This is a genomic window from Rahnella victoriana, assembly GCF_021276285.1.
GTDB lineage: Bacteria > Pseudomonadota > Gammaproteobacteria > Enterobacterales > Enterobacteriaceae > Rahnella > Rahnella victoriana.
Genome location: NZ_CP089919.1, coordinates 252,165 through 270,404 on the forward strand (window position 1 = coordinate 252,165; position 18,240 = coordinate 270,404).

An 18,240-nucleotide genomic window follows, 5' to 3' on the forward strand; every position below is an offset into this window, starting at 1 on the left:
CTCATTCAGTCAGGCAGCATGCCCGGAAGGCCAGAAGCCACAACAAATTCCATCCGGAAATCTGTTGGTTTTGTATGCTAAACAAAATACCGCAAAATGTAGGGAAAGTCGTCCAGATATTAGCCATAAGGCTTAAAATGTTTACTGCACTTAAAAGAGATGAGATTGCGCCGGATTGTGAGAAAGGATTTTATCGCTGCGGGGATATTTTGGGGTTCAGATGCGAAAAAAGCGCCAAAAGGCGCTTTTCTCTGAATTCTGCAATTTAGATGGCTTCACTTAAAGTGGTGGGCCGTGCTGGATTGACTCGGTTTCACCTCGCCCTGCGGGCAACGCTTGCGCGTTGTCGTCTCGCTTCGCTCGGCTCGAACCCCTGGTTCTCATCCTGCACTGCTTCACTACATTTTCCACTTTAAAAGTGGTGGGCCGTGCTGGATTCGAACCAGCGACCAATTGATTAAAAGTCAACTGCTCTACCAACTGAGCTAACGGCCCATCTAAATGCTGGGTACTTCTGGCTTCACTAATTATTCAGGGCGCATCACTTTAAAAGTGGTGGGCCGTGCTGGATTGACTCGGTTTCACCTCGCCCTGCGGGCAACGCTTGCGCGTTGTCGTCTCGCTTCGCTCGGCTCGAACCCCTGGTTCTCATCCTGCACTGCTTCACTTCATTTTCCACTTTAAAAGTGGTGGGCCGTGCTGGATTCGAACCAGCGACCAATTGATTAAAAGTCAACTGCTCTACCAACTGAGCTAACGGCCCCGCCTGAATACTTCTTCTGCCTGCGTGTCTTGCAGTTGGTGTGCAAGCCACATGCAATAAATGATTTAGATTTGGTGGGCCGTGCTGGATTGACTCGGTTTCACCTCGCCCTGCGGGCAACGCTTGCGCGTTGTCGTCCTGCACTGCTTCACTACATTTTCCACTTTAAAAGTGGTGGGCCGTGCTGGATTCGAACCAGCGACCAATTGATTAAAAGTCAACTGCTCTACCAACTGAGCTAACGGCCCTTCTAAACCTACTGCATATTGCCTAAATCTCTGACAGCGTTAGCCGTTTGGAGTTGTCTGGGCAACGGCGGCATATATTACTTATTTAACTTTTCAGTGCAACTTTAATTTTCAGAAAGAGTGCTAACTGATGGCGTTTCACACACTCAAGCCCAGAAAATGCACGATATGTACATTTTCCAGACCTGAATGAAGAACTACTTTGCAGATAAACGTTTTTGAGCTTGTTTTGCCGCATCGGTATTTGGGTACTGTTTTACGACCTGCGAGAAGACGGCTTTGGCTTTATCAGCCTGACCTTTCTCCTGCATGATCACCCCAACCTTGTACATCGCGTCAGAACTTTTTGGGGACTTAGGGTAATTTTTCACCACGACTGCAAAATAATACGCAGCGTCGTCTTTTTTACCCTTGTTGTAATACAACTGTCCTAACCAGTAGTTGGCGTTAGGCTGATACGTTGAATCTGGATATTTTTTAACGAAACTCTGAAAAGCCGCAATGGCTTCATCATACTGTTTCTTTTCCAGCGCCAGTGAAACAGCAGCGTTGTAGTCGCTGTTCACATCGCCTGTGCTCGCAGGGGCTTGTGCAGCACCCGCATCAGGCGTTGTCGCAGCATCACCACCAGACGCATCACCGGTTGCTGCGGCAGCGCCCGTACTGGCGGCTCCGGCGGCACCCTGGCTAAGGCTGTCCATCTGGTTAAAGATCTGCTTCTGACGATCAGCAAGCTGACCCAACTGATACTGGTTCTCCTGGATTTGACCACGAAGCGTATCCATATCACGTTGGGAATCAGAAAGTTGCTGCTGGAGTTGAGTTAATAGCTGGCTGTGAGCGTTAGAAATACGCTCCAGAGAGGTGACCCGATCTTCAATCGAGCCTGAGCCGACATCACTGATTGGCGCTTGGGCAGTAGCGGCCCATGGGACCGCTACGCCAACCAGTAACGACAGACTCAACAGGTGAGTTCTGAAGTTACTGCTCATACTATTCTCTTAGTATACCAGTACGGCACGACGGTTTTTAGCGTAAGCCGCTTCGTCATGGCCCAGTACAGCTGGTTTTTCTTTACCGTAAGAAACGATAGAGATTTGGTCAGCAGAAACGCCTTTGCCTTGCAGGTACATTTTAACAGCAGTAGCACGACGTTCGCCCAGGGCGATGTTGTACTCTGGCGTACCACGTTCGTCAGCATGACCTTCTACAGTCACTTTGTAAGACGGGTTGCTACGCAGGAATGCTGCGTGCGCGTCTAACATCTGAGCGAATTCAGAAGACACATCGTATTTGTCCAGGCCAAAGTAAACGATGTTGTTTTTCTGCAGTTCTTGCATCTGCAGGCGAGCTTGCTCTTCTGAAGACATGTTAGCGTTTTCAGTGCCTGCGCCAGAGTTCAGACCCATACCAGATTGGTCGTTGTCTGCGTTCTTGTGAGAACTACAAGCAGCTACTGCCAGTACAGGCAATGCCAGCATCAGCCCTTTCAGCACTTTGTTCAGTTGCATCTATTCGATCCTTTTATAATTTTTTGCCATACATAGTTTTTCTATGCATTACAGATACGGCGACCAGGCAGGAAATTTGACCTGTCCATCAGTTGCCGGAAGACGCGCTTTGAAGCGCCCATCAGTCGATACCAACTGCAACACGGAACCCAGTCCCTGAGAGGAGCTGTAAATTACCATTGTGCCATTTGGTGCGAGGCTAGGCGTTTCATCCAGGAACGTGTCCGTCAATGTTTGAACGGCTCCCGTTGCCAGATCTTGTTTAGCGATGTGCTGTGTACCGCTGGCGCTGCTCACCATCACCAGGAACTTGCCGTCAGTGCTGACGTCAGAGTCCTGATTTTGCGAGCCTTCCCAGGTCAGACGCTGAGGCGCACCGCCATTAATATTGACTTTATAAACCTGTGGACGACCGCCCTGATCCGACGTGAAGGCCAGATTCTGGCTGTCCGGGTACCAGGTTGGTTCGGTGTTGTTGCTGCGTCCGTTTGTCACCTGACTGATCTGACCGGAAGCCAGATTCATCACGTACAGGTTCAGGCTGCCGTCTTTAGACAAGGCGAAGGCCAGTTTGCTGCCATCAGGTGAGAATGCCGGGGCACCGTTGTGGCGTGGGAAAGAAGCAATCTGTTTGATTGCGCCGTTTGCCAGCGTCTGCACAACCAGTGCTGAACGACCGCTTTCAAAGGTGACGTAAGCCAGTTTGCTGCCATCCGGAGACCAGGCTGGAGACATCAGCGGCTCAGGGGAACGGTGAACCACGAACTGGTTGTAACCGTCGTAATCCGCCACGCGCAGTTCATACGGGAATTTGCCGCCGTTGGTCTGCACGATATACGCGATACGGGTGCGGAATGCGCCTTTAATACCGGTCAGTTTTTCGAAGACTTCATCACTGGCGGTATGGGCGGAATAACGCAACCATTGTTTGGTCACTTTATACTGGTTTTGTGCCAGTACGGTGCCCGGCGCGCCAGAGGTGTCTACCAGCTGGTAAGAGACCACATAGCTGCCATCGGCGGCAGGCTGAACCTGGCCGATCACAACGGCATCGATACCCAGCGCGGTCCAGGCTGCAGGAGTGACTTCTGCGGCTGAGGTTGGCTGCTGAGGCATACGGGATGCATCAATAGGATTGAATTTACCGCTGTTACGTAAGTCAGCAGCAACGATACCACCCACATCTTCAGGTGGTGTACCCGGGCCAGCCCATTTGAATGGCACAACGCCAATCGGGCGAGCTGTGTCTACCCCTTGGGTAATTTCAATGCGAACTTCTGCATGTACTACAGATGCCCACATCATCAAAAGGCCGAACGCTACTCGAAATGCCTGCTTCATTGTATCTCCCTTATCTGGACGTATCTGCCCGCGATAATTTAGCAGAATTTTAACAAACCAACGCACACAAAACTAGAATTACACCCTGCAAACCATCGTAAAAATCTGAAAAGTTATCATTTTCATCTTTTATTGAGGTTTGAAATCTATCGGAGCATTTTTAAACACTTCATAGACTGCTTCAGAAGGCGGTTTAGGGAACTTCGCCTGTCGGGCGGCGGCAAGCGCAGCCTGACAAAGTGCAGGATCCCCACCTTCAGCCGACACACTGATTAATGAGCCGTCAGGGTTCATTTTAATGCGCAACGAACAGGTTTTACCTGCATAAGATGACGCGTCATAGAATCTGCTCTCGATGGCAGCCTGAATCTGGCTACCATAGTTCGCAATATCAGCACCGGATGCGCCCGCCTTTTTCTGAGTCCCCTTCCCTGACGGAGCAGAAGCGCCTCCACCTGTTGAGCCTTTCGGCGCATTTTTGGAGTCGGCCAGGCCATCAAATAAGTTATTCGCATCCGCCGCTTCCTTGGCAGCCGCAGCGGCGGCAGCCTTTTTATCGGCAGCGGCTTTCTTCGCGGCAGCAGCAGCTTCGGCTTTCTTCTCAGCAGCAGCGGCAGCTTTCGCATCAGCGGCGGCTTTCGCATCGGCATCAGCCTGGGCCTTCGCGTCAGCGGCGGCCTGAGCCTTCGCGTCAGCAGCAGCCTGCTTTTTAGCTTCTGCTGCCGCTTCTTTCTTAGCGTCAGCTTCTGCTTGTTTCTTCGCTGCGGCCGCAGCGGCAGCCGCTTCAGCCTCGGCTTGTTTTTTAGCATCCGCAGCGGCTTTTTTCTGTGCATCAGCCTGCGCTTTTGCAGCTTCTTTTGCCGCATCCGCCTTGGCCTGGGCCGCTGCTTTTGCCGCTTCCGCCTTGGCCTGCGCCGCGGCAGCTTCGGCCTGTTTCTGCTGTTCTTTCGCCTGTTCGGCAGCCTGTTCAGCTTGTTTCTGCTGCTGGGCCTGTTCCTGAGCCTGCTGCTTCGCATCTTCCTGCGCTTGCAGACGCTCTTTCTCAAGTTCTTTCAGGCGCTGCTGTTCTGCGGCCTGTTTCTGTTGCAGCTCTTCAGCCTGTTGCTCTGATTTTTTCTGACGCGCTGCGGCAGCACGTTGGGAATCAGCCTGTTGCTGTTGCTGACGGTTGTACTGATCGACCACCGCACTGGGATCAACCATTACGGCAGAGATATCGCTACCGCCACCGCCGCCACTCATGCTGGTATCTTCGTCCAGCGATCCCCAAATCAACAGGGCTATAATGATGATATGCAGAACGACCGAAACAATAACGGCGCGTTTGAGCTTATCGTTTTGTTCAGTTGCAGTTGCCTTTACCAAAATAGATTTCCCAAGACAGGATTACTAAAAACCCGGTTTCCTGCAGCCCTGTCGTACTCTTTTAGCAAGCCAGAAAATGCCGGGTTTCAAATAAGTGTTACAAATTACCTATCCTCAGATAGGTTGTGTCATCAATCCGACCGACTTCACGCCAGCCTGATGCAGCATGTTCAGCGCCTTAATGATTTCATCATAAGGCACATCTTTCGCGCCGCCGATCAGGAATACCGTCTTCGGATTGGCCTGAATACGGCTGGTCGCTTCTGCGATAACCTGCTGTTCAGGCAGCTGTTCCATACGCTGATGATCCACCACAATGGTGTATTGACCGACGCCAGACACTTCAACAATCACTGGCGGGTTATCATCGCTGGATACCGTTTTAGAATCCGTTGCGTCAGGCAGATCGACTTCCACACTCTGGGTAATAATGGGTGCTGTTGCCATAAAAATCAGTAACAGAACCAGCAATACGTCCAGCAGCGGAACGATGTTGATCTCAGACTTACCTTCGCGACGGTTACGACGACCTCGTGAACGAGCCATACTCTCCCCCTTTAGTTACTGCTGGTTTCGCGAGAGAAAGCCTGACGGTGCAGGATAGCCGTGAATTCTTCCATGAAGTTATCGTAGTTTTGCTCAAGCTTGTTCACACGCTGATTCAGGCGGTTGTACGCCATAACAGCAGGGATAGCGGCAAACAGACCGATCGCGGTGGCGATCAGTGCTTCTGCGATACCCGGAGCAACCATTTGCAGCGTTGCCTGTTTCACAGAACCTAAACCGATAAAGGCGTGCATGATCCCCCAGACTGTCCCGAACAGACCGATATACGGGCTGATAGAACCGACAGTGCCAAGGAACGGAATGTGTGTTTCCAGTGATTCAAGTTCGCGGTTAAAAGAGATACGCATCGCACGCGAAGACCCTTCAATCACGGCTTCAGGCGCATGGCTGTTAGCACGATGAAGACGGGCAAACTCTTTAAAACCGGAATGGAAAATTTGCTCTGCCCCGCTCAGGGTTTCGCGGCGGCCCTGGCTTTCCTGATACAGACGGGAAAGCTCAATACCGGACCAGAATTTATCTTCGAACGCTTCTGCCTCGCGGGTGGCGGCATTCAGCACCTTCGTGCGTTGAATGATGATCGCCCAGGACGCGATAGAGAAGCACACCAGGACAAGCATAATCAGCTTGACCAGGATGCTGGCCTTCAAAAATAAATCAAGAATGTTCATGTCAGTCACTGCTTAAACTCCGCGACAATAGACTTAGGAAGCGCTCGGGGCTTCATTTGGTGTGGATCAATGCATGCGATCAACACTTCTGCAGAACTCAGAAGGTTTCCATGCGAATCAAGAATTCGTTGTGCAAAAGTAAGAGAAGCTCCGCGAATGGACGTAATCTCACTCTGAACATCCAGCAGGTCATCTAAGCGAGCTGGTGCAAAGTATTCGACCGTCATGCGGCGGACAGCAAAAGCGACATGTTCTCCCAGCAACTGCTGCTGGTGAAAATTGCGTTGGCGCAACATCTCTGTGCGAGCCCTTTCAAAAAAGGCGACGTATCGGGCATGGTAGACCACGCCTCCCGCGTCTGTGTCTTCGTAGTAGACACGAACCGGCCATCGGAACAACGAATTACTCACTGTACATCCCGTAATGCAATTTGACGGCACTACTATACGCAAGAGAATTGGGGTTGGGAATGGGTAGCATTGCTGGAATGAAAATAATTATGGGCCGCAGCGGCCCATAAGAAAATTACTGTAAATCTGTGTCTTTATTCAGCTAAAAAAGTACAGAAGACCCGCAGCCAGCGCAATCATTGCAAGCAAAGGTGAAAAGAATGCCTTCCAGATTGTGCGCTGTGGGCGAAATCCGAGACCGTGGATCACGCCGCTGCAGACGGCCCAAATCAGAATGATCCCATGCCAGACTTCCAGCTGACTGGTCGATGAAGCAAACATGCCCGGTTTCCAGAACACGCAGCCCGCCATGACCAGTGACATCACAAGGGAAAGGGCCCGCAAGGGGCCCTTGTCTGTGATGGCGTAAAGTTTATCCGCGATCACACTCATTATTACTTCTCTTCTTTCGCCGCTTTATTGGCTTCGCTGTGTTCAAACGCCAGCGCGGTAATGATACCGAATGAGCAAGCCAGTAAGGTGCCGAGGATCCAGGCAAAATACCACATGGTGTTCTCCTTAATACAACGAATGCTTGTTGTTCTCGATGTAGTGTTTATCGAGGCGCCCGAACATCTTGTAATACGCCCATGAGGTGTAAATCAGGATGATTGGCACAAAGATGCAGGCTACAACGGTCATCACTCTCAGCGTCAGCAGTGTGGATGTCGCATCCCACATGGTGAGGCTGGCATTCGGTTCAGTGATGGAAGGCATCACGAACGGGAACATTGTGATACCAGCCGTCAGGATCACACAGGCGATAGTCAGTGAGTTACTGATAAACGCCAGTGCCGCTTTATTCATGCGTGAGAACAGAATGGTCAGCAGCGGCAGGATCACGCCCAGTGCAGGGATTGCCCACAGACCCGGCATCTTATTGTAGTTAGCCAGCCATGCACCGGCTTCATGAGAAACCGTTTTGCGCAGCGGGTTAGACGGGCCAGCGTGATCCATCACGGAGGTCACGGTGAAACCATCAATCCCTTTCACTAACCAGATACCTGCCAGCAGGAAGCACACCATCATCACCAGCGCAGAAATCTGCGACGCGGTGCGGGTACGCAGGTGCAGTTCACCCACAGTACGCATTTGCAGATAGGTCGCGCCCTGAGTAATCAGCATGGTCAGGCTGACCAGACCGGCCAGAATGCCGTACGGGTTCAGCAGGCCAAACAGGTTGCCGGTGTAGAACAGACGCAGGTCACCGTCGATATGGAACGGCACACCCAGCAGCAGGTTACCGAAGGCCACACCGAAGACCAGAGCCGGTACGAAGCTCCCGATGAAAATGCCCCAGTCCCACATGCCACGCCAGCGCGCGCTTTCCAGTTTTGAACGGTAGTCAAAGCCCAGCGGACGGAAGAACAAGGCGCACAGCACCAGCACCATCGCGGCATAGAAGCCGGAGAATGCCGCCGCGTAAACCATCGGCCAGGCAGCGAACAAGGCGCCACCGGCGGTGATCAGCCAGACCTGGTTACCGTCCCAGTGCGGGGCGATGGCGTTGATCATTACACGGCGGTCAGTATCGGTTTTCCCGATAATGCGCACCAGAATGCCCACGCCCATATCAAATCCATCGGTGACCGCGAAGCCGATAAACAGCACGCCAATCAGCACCCACCAGATGAACCGTAAAACTTCATAATCAAACATAAGTGGACTCCCTATTACCGAGCTTGCTCAAGTGGCGCTGAAGTTTGTTCATAATGATAACGACCTGTTTTCAGGCTGCTTGGCCCCAGGCGCGCATATTTGAACATCAGGAACATTTCAGCGACCAGGAACAGGGTATACAGGCCGCAGATGAGGATCATCGACGACAGTACATCACCCACTGTCAGTGAAGAGTGCGCAACCGCAGTCGGTAACACTTCACCAATCGCCCAGGGCTGACGGCCATACTCGGCCACGAACCAGCCCGCTTCGACAGCAATCCACGGCAATGGCAGACCGATGAATACCGCACGGTGCAGCCAGCGTTTCTGACCAATCTTGCCGCGCAGCACGGTGTAGAAGGACAACGCGATCAGAACGAACATCAGGATGCCGCAGGCCACCATGATACGGAAGGCGAAGTACAGCGGCAGAACGCGCGGGATAGAATCTTTGGTGGCTTTCTGAATCTGTGCGTCAGTCGCACCCGCCGGGTTGTCGGTATAGCGTTTAAGCAACATACCGTAGCCCAGATCCTGTTTGCTGTTTTCGAAATCACTGCGGACTTTCGGGTCAGTGTTGCCCGAACGCAGTTCTTCCAGCAGGGTGTAGGCTTTCATACCGTTACGGATACGGACTTCGTGTTGCGCCATCAGGTCTTTCAGACCGGTCACCGGCGTATCCACAGAACGGGTCGCAATCAGACCCAGCAGGTAAGGAATTTGAATCGAGTATTCATTTTCCATTTTGTCCTGATTTGGCATGCCGAACAGCGTGAAGCTGGCAGGCGCCGGTTGGGTATCCCACTCGGCTTCGATGGCAGCCAGTTTGGTTTTCTGCACGTCACCCATTTCGTAACCGGATTCATCACCCAGAACGATAACGGAGAGCACCGCAGCCAGACCAAAGCTTGCTGCGATAGCAAAGGAACGCTTGGCAAAGCCAACGTCACGGCCTTTGAGCAGGTAGTAAGAGCTGATAGCCAGAATGAACATCGCGCCAGTCACATAACCGGACGCTACGGTGTGAACGAATTTAACCTGCGCAACCGGGTTCAGAACCAGCTCGGAGAAGCTGACCATTTCCATACGCATGGTTTCGTAGTTGAAGGTCGATGCAATCGGGTTTTGCATCCAGCCGTTCGCCACCAGGATCCACAATGCTGACAGGTTTGAGCCAAGGGCCACAAACCAGGTCACCGTCATGTGCTGAACTTTAGACAGGCGGTCCCAGCCAAAGAAGAACAGACCGACTAACGTGGATTCCAGGAAGAACGCCATCAAACCTTCAATCGCCAGCGGCGCACCGAAGATGTCTCCCACGTAATGTGAGAAATATGACCAGTTAGTCCCGAACTGGAATTCCATGGTTAAACCGGTAGCAACACCCAGCGCAAAGTTAATTGCGAAGAGTTTGCCCCAGAATTTGGTCATATCTTTATAGATTTGTTTGCCGGAAAGCACATAAACCGTTTCCATAATTGCCAGTAAAAACGCCATACCCAGCGTTAATGGGACAAATAGGAAATGGTACATGGCTGTTAAAGCAAACTGTAAACGCGACAGTTCAACGATATCAAACATCTTGACCCCTTGCTCCTCGGAGGAAGACCCCAAATTGCGATCTTTGACGAACCGGTTGCCGGAACGCCTCATGACTACCAGTATTCAAATGTGTGTAGAACAGAAATGTCAGCGTTCAGTTTGCGTAAAGCCGTCGACCAGACATTCTGAGCCCGGAAAAAGCGCGAGCAGCGGGCCTGTAACAGGCTGATGAACGGGCAAAATCACGGGGAAAAGTAAACATACAAAAAACGGATGTTACAGGACCAATATGTTACGCCAGTAATCCCACACATTAAATAGGTTTTTTTAGTGACCCAAAGCGGATTTCCGTGTACAGGTCAATTTAAGACCAAAACAGCAAAAAAGCCTGTAATTGATCTGCCGCAATTTAAGCCTATCTCCTTGTTTATTTCTATAATATCCACATCAATTTCTGAAAAAATATTTCAGTATGTTAACCGTTGGTTTCACTGGGCTTTAATGGTGGCCTTATTGTTAATTAATTGTGTTTTTATAGTTGTCACTAATATCCAATTTGCTACCTTCTAAAACCCAATTATTAACCTTTTATTTCCAATGAACCTATCGTGCTGTGTTAATAAATATAGCTCAATTCAGCGAATGTTAAATATTTAGCTTAAAATAAAAAAGGCCACCCGAAGGTGGCCAACATGTCGAATCTTTTTCTTTTATAAACAGTCTTCACCCGCACCGAATTTCGCCGGTGCGGGAGGGTAAAACTTATTGCGGAAGCAATGATTTCACGGCTTCGCCGATATCGGCCAGGCTGCGAACGGTTTTCACACCCGCCGCTTCCAGCGCAGCGAATTTATCGTCAGCGGTACCTTTACCACCGGCAATGATGGCGCCTGCGTGGCCCATACGTTTGCCTTTTGGCGCAGTCACACCCGCGATATAACCCACAACCGGTTTGGTCACATGGGCTTTGATGTAGGCCGCCGCTTCTTCTTCCGCGTTACCGCCGATTTCACCGATCATCACGATCACTTCAGTCTGTGGATCTTCCTGGAACAGTTTCAGGATATCGATGAAGTTAGAGCCCGGGATCGGGTCGCCGCCGATACCGACGCAGGTAGACTGGCCGTAGCCGTAGTCGGTGGTCTGCTTAACGGCTTCATAGGTCAGCGTACCGGAACGGGAAACGATACCCACTTTGCCCGGCAGATGAATGTGACCCGGCATGATGCCGATTTTGCATTCGCCCGGGGTGATCACGCCCGGACAGTTTGGCCCGATCATCATCGCATCGCTTTGATCCAGTTTCACTTTAACCACCAGCATATCCAGCGTCGGGATGCCTTCAGTGATACAGATGATCAGTTTGATGCCTGCATCCAGCGCTTCCAGAATGGAATCTTTACAGAACGGAGCCGGAACATAAATCACAGACGCGGTAGCGCCGGTGGTTTCAACCGCTTCACGTACGGTATTGAACACTGGCAGACCCAGATGTTCAGTGCCGCCTTTGCCCGGCGTGACGCCGCCGACCATTTTGGTACCGTAAGCAATGGCTTGTTCGGAGTGGAAAGTCCCCTGGCTACCGGTGAAACCCTGGCAGATAACTTTGGTGTTCTTGTTGATTAAAATCGACATTATTTCCCCTCCACTGCCGCGACAACTTGTTGAGCCGCATTCGTCAGGCTGGTCGCTGCAATGATGTTCAAACCGCTGTCTGCCAGTTTTTTGGCACCCAGCTCAGCATTGTTACCTTCAAGACGCACCACAACCGGCACGCTGACGCCCACTTCTTCCACCGCACCGATGATACCGTCGGCGATCAGATCGCAACGTACGATACCGCCGAAGATGTTGACGAAGACGGCTTTCACTTTTTCATCAGATAGGATGATTTTGAAAGCTTCGGTCACACGTTCTTTGGTTGCGCCACCGCCAACATCCAGGAAGTTAGCCGGTTCGCCACCGTGCAGTTTCACGATGTCCATGGTACCCATTGCCAGACCGGCACCGTTCACCATGCAACCGATGTTACCGTCGAGGGCAACGTAGTTCAGTTCCCACTGCGCTGCCTGAGACTCACGGGCATCTTCCTGGCTGTAATCGCGCATTTCACGCAATTCTGGCTGACGGAACAAGGCGTTGCCGTCCGCACCCAGTTTGCCGTCGAGGCAGATCAGGTCACCAGCGGTAGTCACTACCAGCGGGTTGATTTCGATCAGCGCCAGATCGCGCTCAAGGAAGATGTTCGCCAGACCCATGAAGATCTTAGTGAACTGCTGAACCTGCTTACCGGTCAGACCCAGTTTGAAAGCCAGTTCGCGACCCTGATACGGCTGCGGGCCTGCCAGCGGATCCAGTGCCACTTTGTGGATCAGGTGTGGCGTTTCTTCTGCCACTTTCTCAATTTCCACGCCGCCTTCTGTAGACGCCATGAACACCACGCGGCGGGAGCTGCGATCAACGACCGCGCCGAGATACAGTTCTTTATCAATGTCAGTCGCGGATTCAACCAGGATCTGGTTAACCGGCTGGCCACCGGCGTCTGTCTGGTAAGTCACCAGACGTTTGCCCAGCCAGTGCTCAGCAAAAGCGCGGATCTCTTCTTTGCTTTTCACCACTTTCACGCCACCCGCTTTACCGCGGCCACCGGCATGAACCTGACATTTCACCACCCACGGACCGGCACCGATTTTCGATGCAGCCTCTTCCGCTTCACGCGGGGTGGAACAGGCGAAGCCTGTTGGTGCTGGCAGGCCGTAGCGCAGGAAAAGCTGTTTCGCCTGATACTCGTGTAAATTCATGATGTTCTATCCATTCTTATTCGGTAAGTAGGAAGGCTTATCAGGGCACAGCGAGAACTGTGCCGCAGATTTTTCGATCTCTTATCTTTCGCTGTGCCGGGACTAAACGTCCAGCAGCAGACGAGCCGGATCTTCCAGCATCTCTTTAATGGTCACCAGGAAGCCGACGGACTCGCGGCCATCCACCAGACGGTGATCGTAAGAGAGCGCCAGATACATCATTGGCAGGATCACAACCTGGCCATTCACCGCCATCGGACGATCTTTAATGGCATGCATGCCCAGGATCGCACTCTGTGGTGGGTTGATGATCGGGGTGGACATCAGGGAGCCGAAGACGCCGCCGTTGGTCACGGTAAAGTTACCGCCGGTCAGTTCTTCCACTTTCAGTTTGCCGTCACGGCCTTTGATCGCCAGCTCTTTGATTTGCTTCTCGATATCCGCCATGCCCAGCGTATCCACATCACGCAGAACCGGGGTCACCAGACCGCGTGGCGTAGACACCGCGATGCTGACATCGAAGTAGTTGTGGTAAACCACATCATCGCCATCGATGGAAGCATTCACTTCCGGGTAGCGTTTCAGCGCTTCAACCACGGCTTTCAGATAGAAAGACATGAAGCCCAGACGCACGCCGTGACGTTTTTCGAAACCATCACCGTACTGCTTACGCAGATCCATGATGGGCTTCATGTTGATTTCGTTGAAGGTGGTCAGCATCGCAGTGCTGTTTTTCGCTTCAAGCAGACGCTCAGCAACACGTTTACGCAGACGGGTCATCGGTACGCGTTTTTCGCTGCGTGAACCCAGTGCCGGTGCAGCGCTGGTCGCGGCCGGAGCGGCGGCTGGCGCGGCGGCCGGTTTCGCGTCTTTGGCTTTCGCCAGGTGCTGTTCGATATCTTCACGGGTCAGACGACCGCCGACACCGCTGCCTTTGATCGCGCTGGCATCGAGAGAATGTTCAGCAATCAGACGGCGGATAGCCGGGCTGAGGGCGTCATTGCTCTCTTCTTCCAGTGCTGCTGTGTGGCGTGCCGCAGGAGTCGCTTCTTTATCGGAGCTTTTCTCAGTGCTTGGCTTACCGGTGCTGTTACCCGGACGGATACGCGCCAGGATCTGACGGGAAATGACCGTCGCACCTTCGTCTTCGATAATGCTGTCCAGAATACCGGCTTCACTTGCCGGGACTTCCAGAACCACTTTATCGGTTTCAATTTCTACCAGTACATCGTCACGCTCAACACTGTCGCCCGGTTTTTTGTGCCAGGTGGCAACCGTCGCATCCGCAACGGATTCAGGAAGGTCAGGGACCAGAATATCTACGCTACTCATTATAAATCCTTCTTATGTTCCATAGTGTTAACTCACGCCAACGCGTTATTTAACGTTCAGCGCATCGTTAACCAGATCTTGCTGTTGCTTCTGGTGAACGGACATGTAACCCACTGCCGGGGAAGCAGAGGCCGGACGTCCTGCGTAACGTAAAGAAGCCCCGAAAGGAATCACTTCACGGAAATTGTGCTGGCTGCAATACCACGCGCCCTGGTTCAGCGGCTCTTCCTGACACCAGACGAAATCATGAACGTGTGAGAATTTCTCAAGCACTTCCTGAATCGCTTTGTGCGGGAACGGGTACAGCTGCTCGATGCGGACAATCGCCACATCGGTTTGCTCGTTTTTGCGACGTTGTTCCAGCAGGTCGTAGTAAACCTTACCGGAGCACATGACCACGCGCTTAACCTGTTTCGGATCCAGCTCGTCAACTTCACCAATCGCGGGCAGGAAGCTGCCGTCGGCCAGTTCTTCCAGCGTAGAAACCGCCAGAGGATGACGCAACAGTGACTTCGGTGACATCACGATCAGCGGACGGCGCATACCGCGCAGTGCCTGACGACGGATCATGTGATAAACCTGCGCCGGAGTAGACGGGATACACACCTGCATGTTTTGCTCAGCGCAAAGTTGCAGATAACGTTCCAGACGCGCGGAGGAGTGCTCCGGCCCCTGCCCTTCGTAGCCGTGCGGCAGCAACATCACCAGACCACACATGCGGCCCCATTTCTGTTCGCCGGAACTGATGAACTGGTCGATCACCACCTGCGCACCGTTGGCGAAGTCACCGAACTGCGCTTCCCAGATGGTCAGGGTGCGCGGTTCAGCCGTGGCATAACCGTATTCAAAGGCCAGCACCGCTTCTTCGGAAAGCACGGAATCCCAGACGTTGAATTCGCCCTGACTGTTATGAATATTGGCCAGCGGCACGTACACGGAACCGTTTTTCTGGTTGTGGATCACGGCATGGCGGTGGAAGAAGGTGCCGCGACCGGTATCTTCACCGGACAGACGGATCGGAATCCCTTCGTCTACCAGCGTGGCGTACGCCAGATTTTCTGCGCCGCCCCAGTCGAATTTCTTGTTCCCTTCGGCCATCTCGTTACGGTCGCCATAAATCTTGGCAACGCGTGACTGCATTTCGATCGCATCCGGCACATGGCTGACGCGACGCGCCAGTTCCTGCAGACGTTTCAGCTCGACCTTGTTCGGATAAGGCTCGTCCCACTCATGATTCAGATACGGTGACCAGGTGAAAGTGTGCATGTCATTCTGACGCCACTCTTCCACCACGCATTCACCGGCATCCAGCGCATCGCGGTACAGGTTGACCATTTCCGTGGCATCTTCGAGGCTGGCAACGTTCTGCTCAGTCAGGACATCAGCGTAGATTTTGCGTGGCGTCGGGTGTTTCTTGATCTTGGTATACATCAGTGGCTGGGTTGCGCTTGGTTCGTCGGCCTCGTTATGGCCGTGGCGACGATAGCAAACCAGATCGATCATGACGTCACGTTTAAAGGTGTTACGGAAATCCAATGCCAGGCGGGTCACGAAAGCCACCGCTTCAGGGTCATCGGCATTGACGTGGAAAATCGGTGCCTGCACCATTTTCGCAATATCGGTACAGTAATCGGTGGAACGCGCATCTTTCGGATTCGAGGTAGTAAAACCTACCTGGTTATTGATGACGATACGCACGGTACCGCCCACTTCATAACCGCGTGCCAGCGACATGTTCAGGGTTTCCTGCACCACACCCTGACCGGTAATCGCCGCATCACCGTGAATGGTGATAGGCAGAACCATGTTGCTGCGCGCTTCGTCCAGACGATCACGACGGGCACGCACAGAACCGATCACCACCGGGCTGACGATTTCCAGGTGCGACGGGTTAAACGCCAGCGCCAGGTGAACCATCCCGCCTTCGGTTTCCACATCAGACGAATAGCCCATGTGGTATTTCACGTCACCGGTTCCGAGATGTTCTTTATGCTTGCCGGAGAATTCGTCGAACAGGTCCTGAGGCTTTTTGCCCAGCACGTTGATCAGCACGTTCAGACGGCCACGGTGCGCCATACCCAGCACCACTTCGCGCGTACCGTTTTTGCCGGCATGACGGATCATGTCTTTCAGCATCGGCACCAGCGCATCGCCACCTTCCAGCGAGAAGCGTTTGGCGCCCGGGAATTTCGCGCCCAGATAACGCTCCAGACCTTCGGCTGCGGTCAGTTCTTTCAGGAACGTTTTCTTCTCATCATTGGTGAAGTTCGCACGACCGGCCACGGATTCGATACGCTGTTGGATCCAGCGTTTCTCTTCGGTGTTGGTGATGTGCATGTATTCCGCACCAATGGAACCGCAATAGGTTTGCTTCAGGGCTTTATACAGCTCGCCGAGCTGCATGGTTTCCTTGCCAATGGCAAATGAACCGACATTGAAGGTTTCCTGGAAATCAGCTTCGGTCAGATGATGAAACGCCGGATCCAGATCAGGCACATCGTCCAGTTTCCACAGGCCGAGGGGATCAAGGTTCGCGTTCTGATGACCACGGAAGCGGAAGGCATTGATTAACTGCAACACCTTAACTTGCTTGGCATCCGTTTCCGGATCGCTGATGGAGGAATTATAACGTGACGCGTCTTTCGCCAGACGGCGGAAGTAGTCTCGTGTTTGAGAATGGAGTTGCTCTGGTTTCACACCCACTGTTGGTAGCTGTTTAAAAATCGAACGCCAGCTATCGTCAACGGAACCAGGATCGGTTAAGTAGTCTTCATAGAGTTGCTCTATGTAAGACTGGTTTGCACCCGCCAGATAGGAGGAATCCAGCCAGGCCTTCATTGCGCCGTTCTGCATCGTGATCCCTTAAGCTTTGAAGCTTTAGTTTTCGCCGTGGTTAATAATATTGACCGTGATACACCGCGGTAAAACGGTTTTCCATACTAAAACAGTTCGTTGGTTGAGCGGTTGGCTCTTCAAGGAACCTTCAGAAATCCGCCAGATGCGTGACTGATTTTTGAAGTTACCCTGCGTGTTTCTGCTGCCTTTCCGGGGTGTGTTTATCTCCCTGATTTTGACCCGGCTATCTTACTCCAGTCAGGCGCAACTTTGTTGCACTTGTTGCTACTTTGTTATTAAAAATTTAATTATTTGCTATCACTGCCTCAGTTACCACATTTGTAACTAAAGAAAGCGCAAAGCCGGTGGTATCGAAATAACAGCGGGAACCTGAGTTCCCGCTGTGCGTGGCTTATCAATCAGGCACCGCGTTGTAGCAGCATCGATTTGATATGGCCGATAGCCTTGGTCGGGTTCAGTCCCTTCGGACATACACTCACACAGTTCATGATGCTGTGGCAGCGGAATACGCTGAAAGCATCGTTCAGATCGTCGAGGCGCGATTGTGTTTCGGTATCGCGGCTGTCGATCAGGAAACGGTAAGCGGCCAGAAGGCCCGCCGGGCCGACAAACTTGTCCGGATTCCACCAGAAAGACGGACAGGACGTCGAACAGCAGGCGCAGAGAATACATTCGTACAATCCGTCCAGCTTTTCGCGGTCATCCGGCATTTGTAAATGTTCACGCGCCGGAGGATTTTTCCCATCATTCAACAAGTAAGGCTTAATCTTCTCATACTGCTTATAGAATTGTCCCATGTCTACAACAAGGTCACGGACAACCGGTAACCCGGGCAACGGACGGATAACAATTTTCTTGCTGCCGTTACGCAGTGTCGACACTGGCGTGATACAGGCCAGACCGTTTTTACCGTTCATGTTGACGCCATCGGACCCGCAAACGCCTTCACGGCAGGAGCGGCGGAACGCCAGCGTCGGATCCTGTTCTTTCAGCAAAATCAGCGCGTCGAGCAACATCATGTCGCGCCCTTCTTTGGCTTCCAGCACATAATCTTTCATGTACGGCACGTCATCGACGTCCGGGTTGTAGCGATAAATCGAAAATTCAATTTTCATAATCTGTCTCCGCTCCGC

16 protein-coding genes, 3 tRNA genes and 2 other RNA genes are annotated in these 18,240 nt (G+C 52.4%); all 21 read right to left on the bottom strand.

Annotation, left to right across the window (positions count from 1 at the left end; genetic code table 11):
* Positions 1-285: 285 nt before the first annotated feature.
* The 21 genes from J9880_RS01325 to J9880_RS01425 all read right to left on the bottom strand — a co-directional run bounded on the left by J9880_RS01325 (position 286) and on the right by J9880_RS01425 (position 18,222).
* Positions 286-405: non-coding RNA, RtT sRNA (locus tag J9880_RS01325), on the bottom strand.
* 14 nt (positions 406-419) lie between these two features.
* A tRNA-Lys gene (locus J9880_RS01330) sits at positions 420-495 on the bottom strand.
* Positions 496-553: 58 nt separating this feature from the next.
* Positions 554-673: non-coding RNA, RtT sRNA (locus J9880_RS01335), on the bottom strand.
* A gap of 14 nt (positions 674-687) precedes the next feature.
* Positions 688-763, bottom strand: a tRNA-Lys gene (locus J9880_RS01340).
* A gap of 172 nt (positions 764-935) precedes the next feature.
* Positions 936-1,011: transfer RNA gene (locus J9880_RS01345), tRNA-Lys, on the bottom strand.
* A gap of 197 nt (positions 1,012-1,208) precedes the next feature.
* Entirely contained in the window at positions 1,209-2,003 is a 795-nt protein-coding gene (gene cpoB, locus J9880_RS01350; RefSeq protein WP_095921215.1) for a cell division protein CpoB, read from the bottom strand.
* A gap of 9 nt (positions 2,004-2,012) precedes the next feature.
* A complete protein-coding gene (gene pal, locus J9880_RS01355) occupies positions 2,013-2,522 on the bottom strand; it encodes a peptidoglycan-associated lipoprotein Pal (protein ID WP_095921214.1) in 510 nt (169 codons plus the stop codon).
* 48 nt (positions 2,523-2,570) lie between these two features.
* Positions 2,571-3,863 carry a Tol-Pal system beta propeller repeat protein TolB gene (tolB, locus tag J9880_RS01360; protein ID WP_095921213.1) on the bottom strand — a complete coding sequence of 431 codons (1,293 nt, stop codon included), beginning with the start codon at positions 3,861-3,863 and terminating at the stop codon, positions 2,571-2,573.
* Positions 3,864-3,992: 129 nt separating this feature from the next.
* A complete protein-coding gene (gene tolA / locus J9880_RS01365; protein ID WP_131692628.1) occupies positions 3,993-5,228 on the bottom strand; it encodes a cell envelope integrity protein TolA in 1,236 nt (411 codons plus the stop codon).
* Between the two features lie 114 nt (positions 5,229-5,342).
* A complete protein-coding gene (tolR, locus tag J9880_RS01370; protein WP_013576429.1) occupies positions 5,343-5,774 on the bottom strand; it encodes a colicin uptake protein TolR in 432 nt (143 codons plus the stop codon).
* An 11-nt stretch (positions 5,775-5,785) separates the two neighbouring features.
* Positions 5,786-6,475: a Tol-Pal system protein TolQ gene (gene tolQ / locus J9880_RS01375; protein ID WP_013576430.1), complete on the bottom strand. Its 690-nt coding sequence runs from the start codon at positions 6,473-6,475 to the stop codon at positions 5,786-5,788.
* On the bottom strand, positions 6,472-6,876 hold the full coding sequence (gene ybgC, locus J9880_RS01380) for a tol-pal system-associated acyl-CoA thioesterase (protein ID WP_095921211.1): 405 nt from the start codon (positions 6,874-6,876) through the stop codon (positions 6,472-6,474). The genes tolQ and ybgC overlap by 4 nt, the downstream gene beginning before the upstream one ends.
* A gap of 138 nt (positions 6,877-7,014) precedes the next feature.
* Positions 7,015-7,308 (bottom strand): cyd operon protein YbgE, encoded by a 294-nt coding sequence (gene ybgE, locus J9880_RS01385; protein ID WP_095921210.1) that lies wholly within the window; start codon positions 7,306-7,308, stop codon positions 7,015-7,017.
* A 2-nt stretch (positions 7,309-7,310) separates the two neighbouring features.
* On the bottom strand, positions 7,311-7,424 hold the full coding sequence (gene cydX, locus J9880_RS01390) for a cytochrome bd-I oxidase subunit CydX (protein WP_013576433.1): 114 nt from the start codon (positions 7,422-7,424) through the stop codon (positions 7,311-7,313).
* A gap of 10 nt (positions 7,425-7,434) precedes the next feature.
* The gene (gene cydB / locus J9880_RS01395; protein WP_095921209.1) at positions 7,435-8,574 is read right to left on the bottom strand and encodes a cytochrome d ubiquinol oxidase subunit II; all 1,140 of its coding nucleotides are present in this window, start codon (positions 8,572-8,574) and stop codon (positions 7,435-7,437) included.
* Between the two features lie 14 nt (positions 8,575-8,588).
* A complete protein-coding gene (gene cydA / locus J9880_RS01400) occupies positions 8,589-10,157 on the bottom strand; it encodes a cytochrome ubiquinol oxidase subunit I (RefSeq protein ID WP_119826602.1) in 1,569 nt (522 codons plus the stop codon).
* 723 nt (positions 10,158-10,880) lie between these two features.
* Positions 10,881-11,753, bottom strand: a complete 873-nt coding sequence (sucD, locus tag J9880_RS01405; protein ID WP_232769989.1) for a succinate--CoA ligase subunit alpha — start codon at positions 11,751-11,753, stop codon at positions 10,881-10,883.
* Positions 11,753-12,919: an ADP-forming succinate--CoA ligase subunit beta gene (gene sucC / locus J9880_RS01410; protein WP_095921206.1), complete on the bottom strand. Its 1,167-nt coding sequence runs from the start codon at positions 12,917-12,919 to the stop codon at positions 11,753-11,755. The genes sucD and sucC overlap by 1 nt, the downstream gene beginning before the upstream one ends.
* A gap of 102 nt (positions 12,920-13,021) precedes the next feature.
* Positions 13,022-14,251 (bottom strand): 2-oxoglutarate dehydrogenase complex dihydrolipoyllysine-residue succinyltransferase, encoded by a 1,230-nt coding sequence (gene odhB, locus J9880_RS01415; protein ID WP_095921205.1) that lies wholly within the window; start codon positions 14,249-14,251, stop codon positions 13,022-13,024.
* 45 nt (positions 14,252-14,296) lie between these two features.
* Positions 14,297-17,104 carry a 2-oxoglutarate dehydrogenase E1 component gene (gene sucA / locus J9880_RS01420; protein WP_095921204.1) on the bottom strand — a complete coding sequence of 936 codons (2,808 nt, stop codon included), beginning with the start codon at positions 17,102-17,104 and terminating at the stop codon, positions 14,297-14,299.
* A 401-nt stretch (positions 17,105-17,505) separates the two neighbouring features.
* On the bottom strand, positions 17,506-18,222 hold the full coding sequence (locus J9880_RS01425; protein ID WP_013576440.1) for a succinate dehydrogenase iron-sulfur subunit: 717 nt from the start codon (positions 18,220-18,222) through the stop codon (positions 17,506-17,508).
* Between the last annotated feature and the right edge of the window lie 18 nt (positions 18,223-18,240).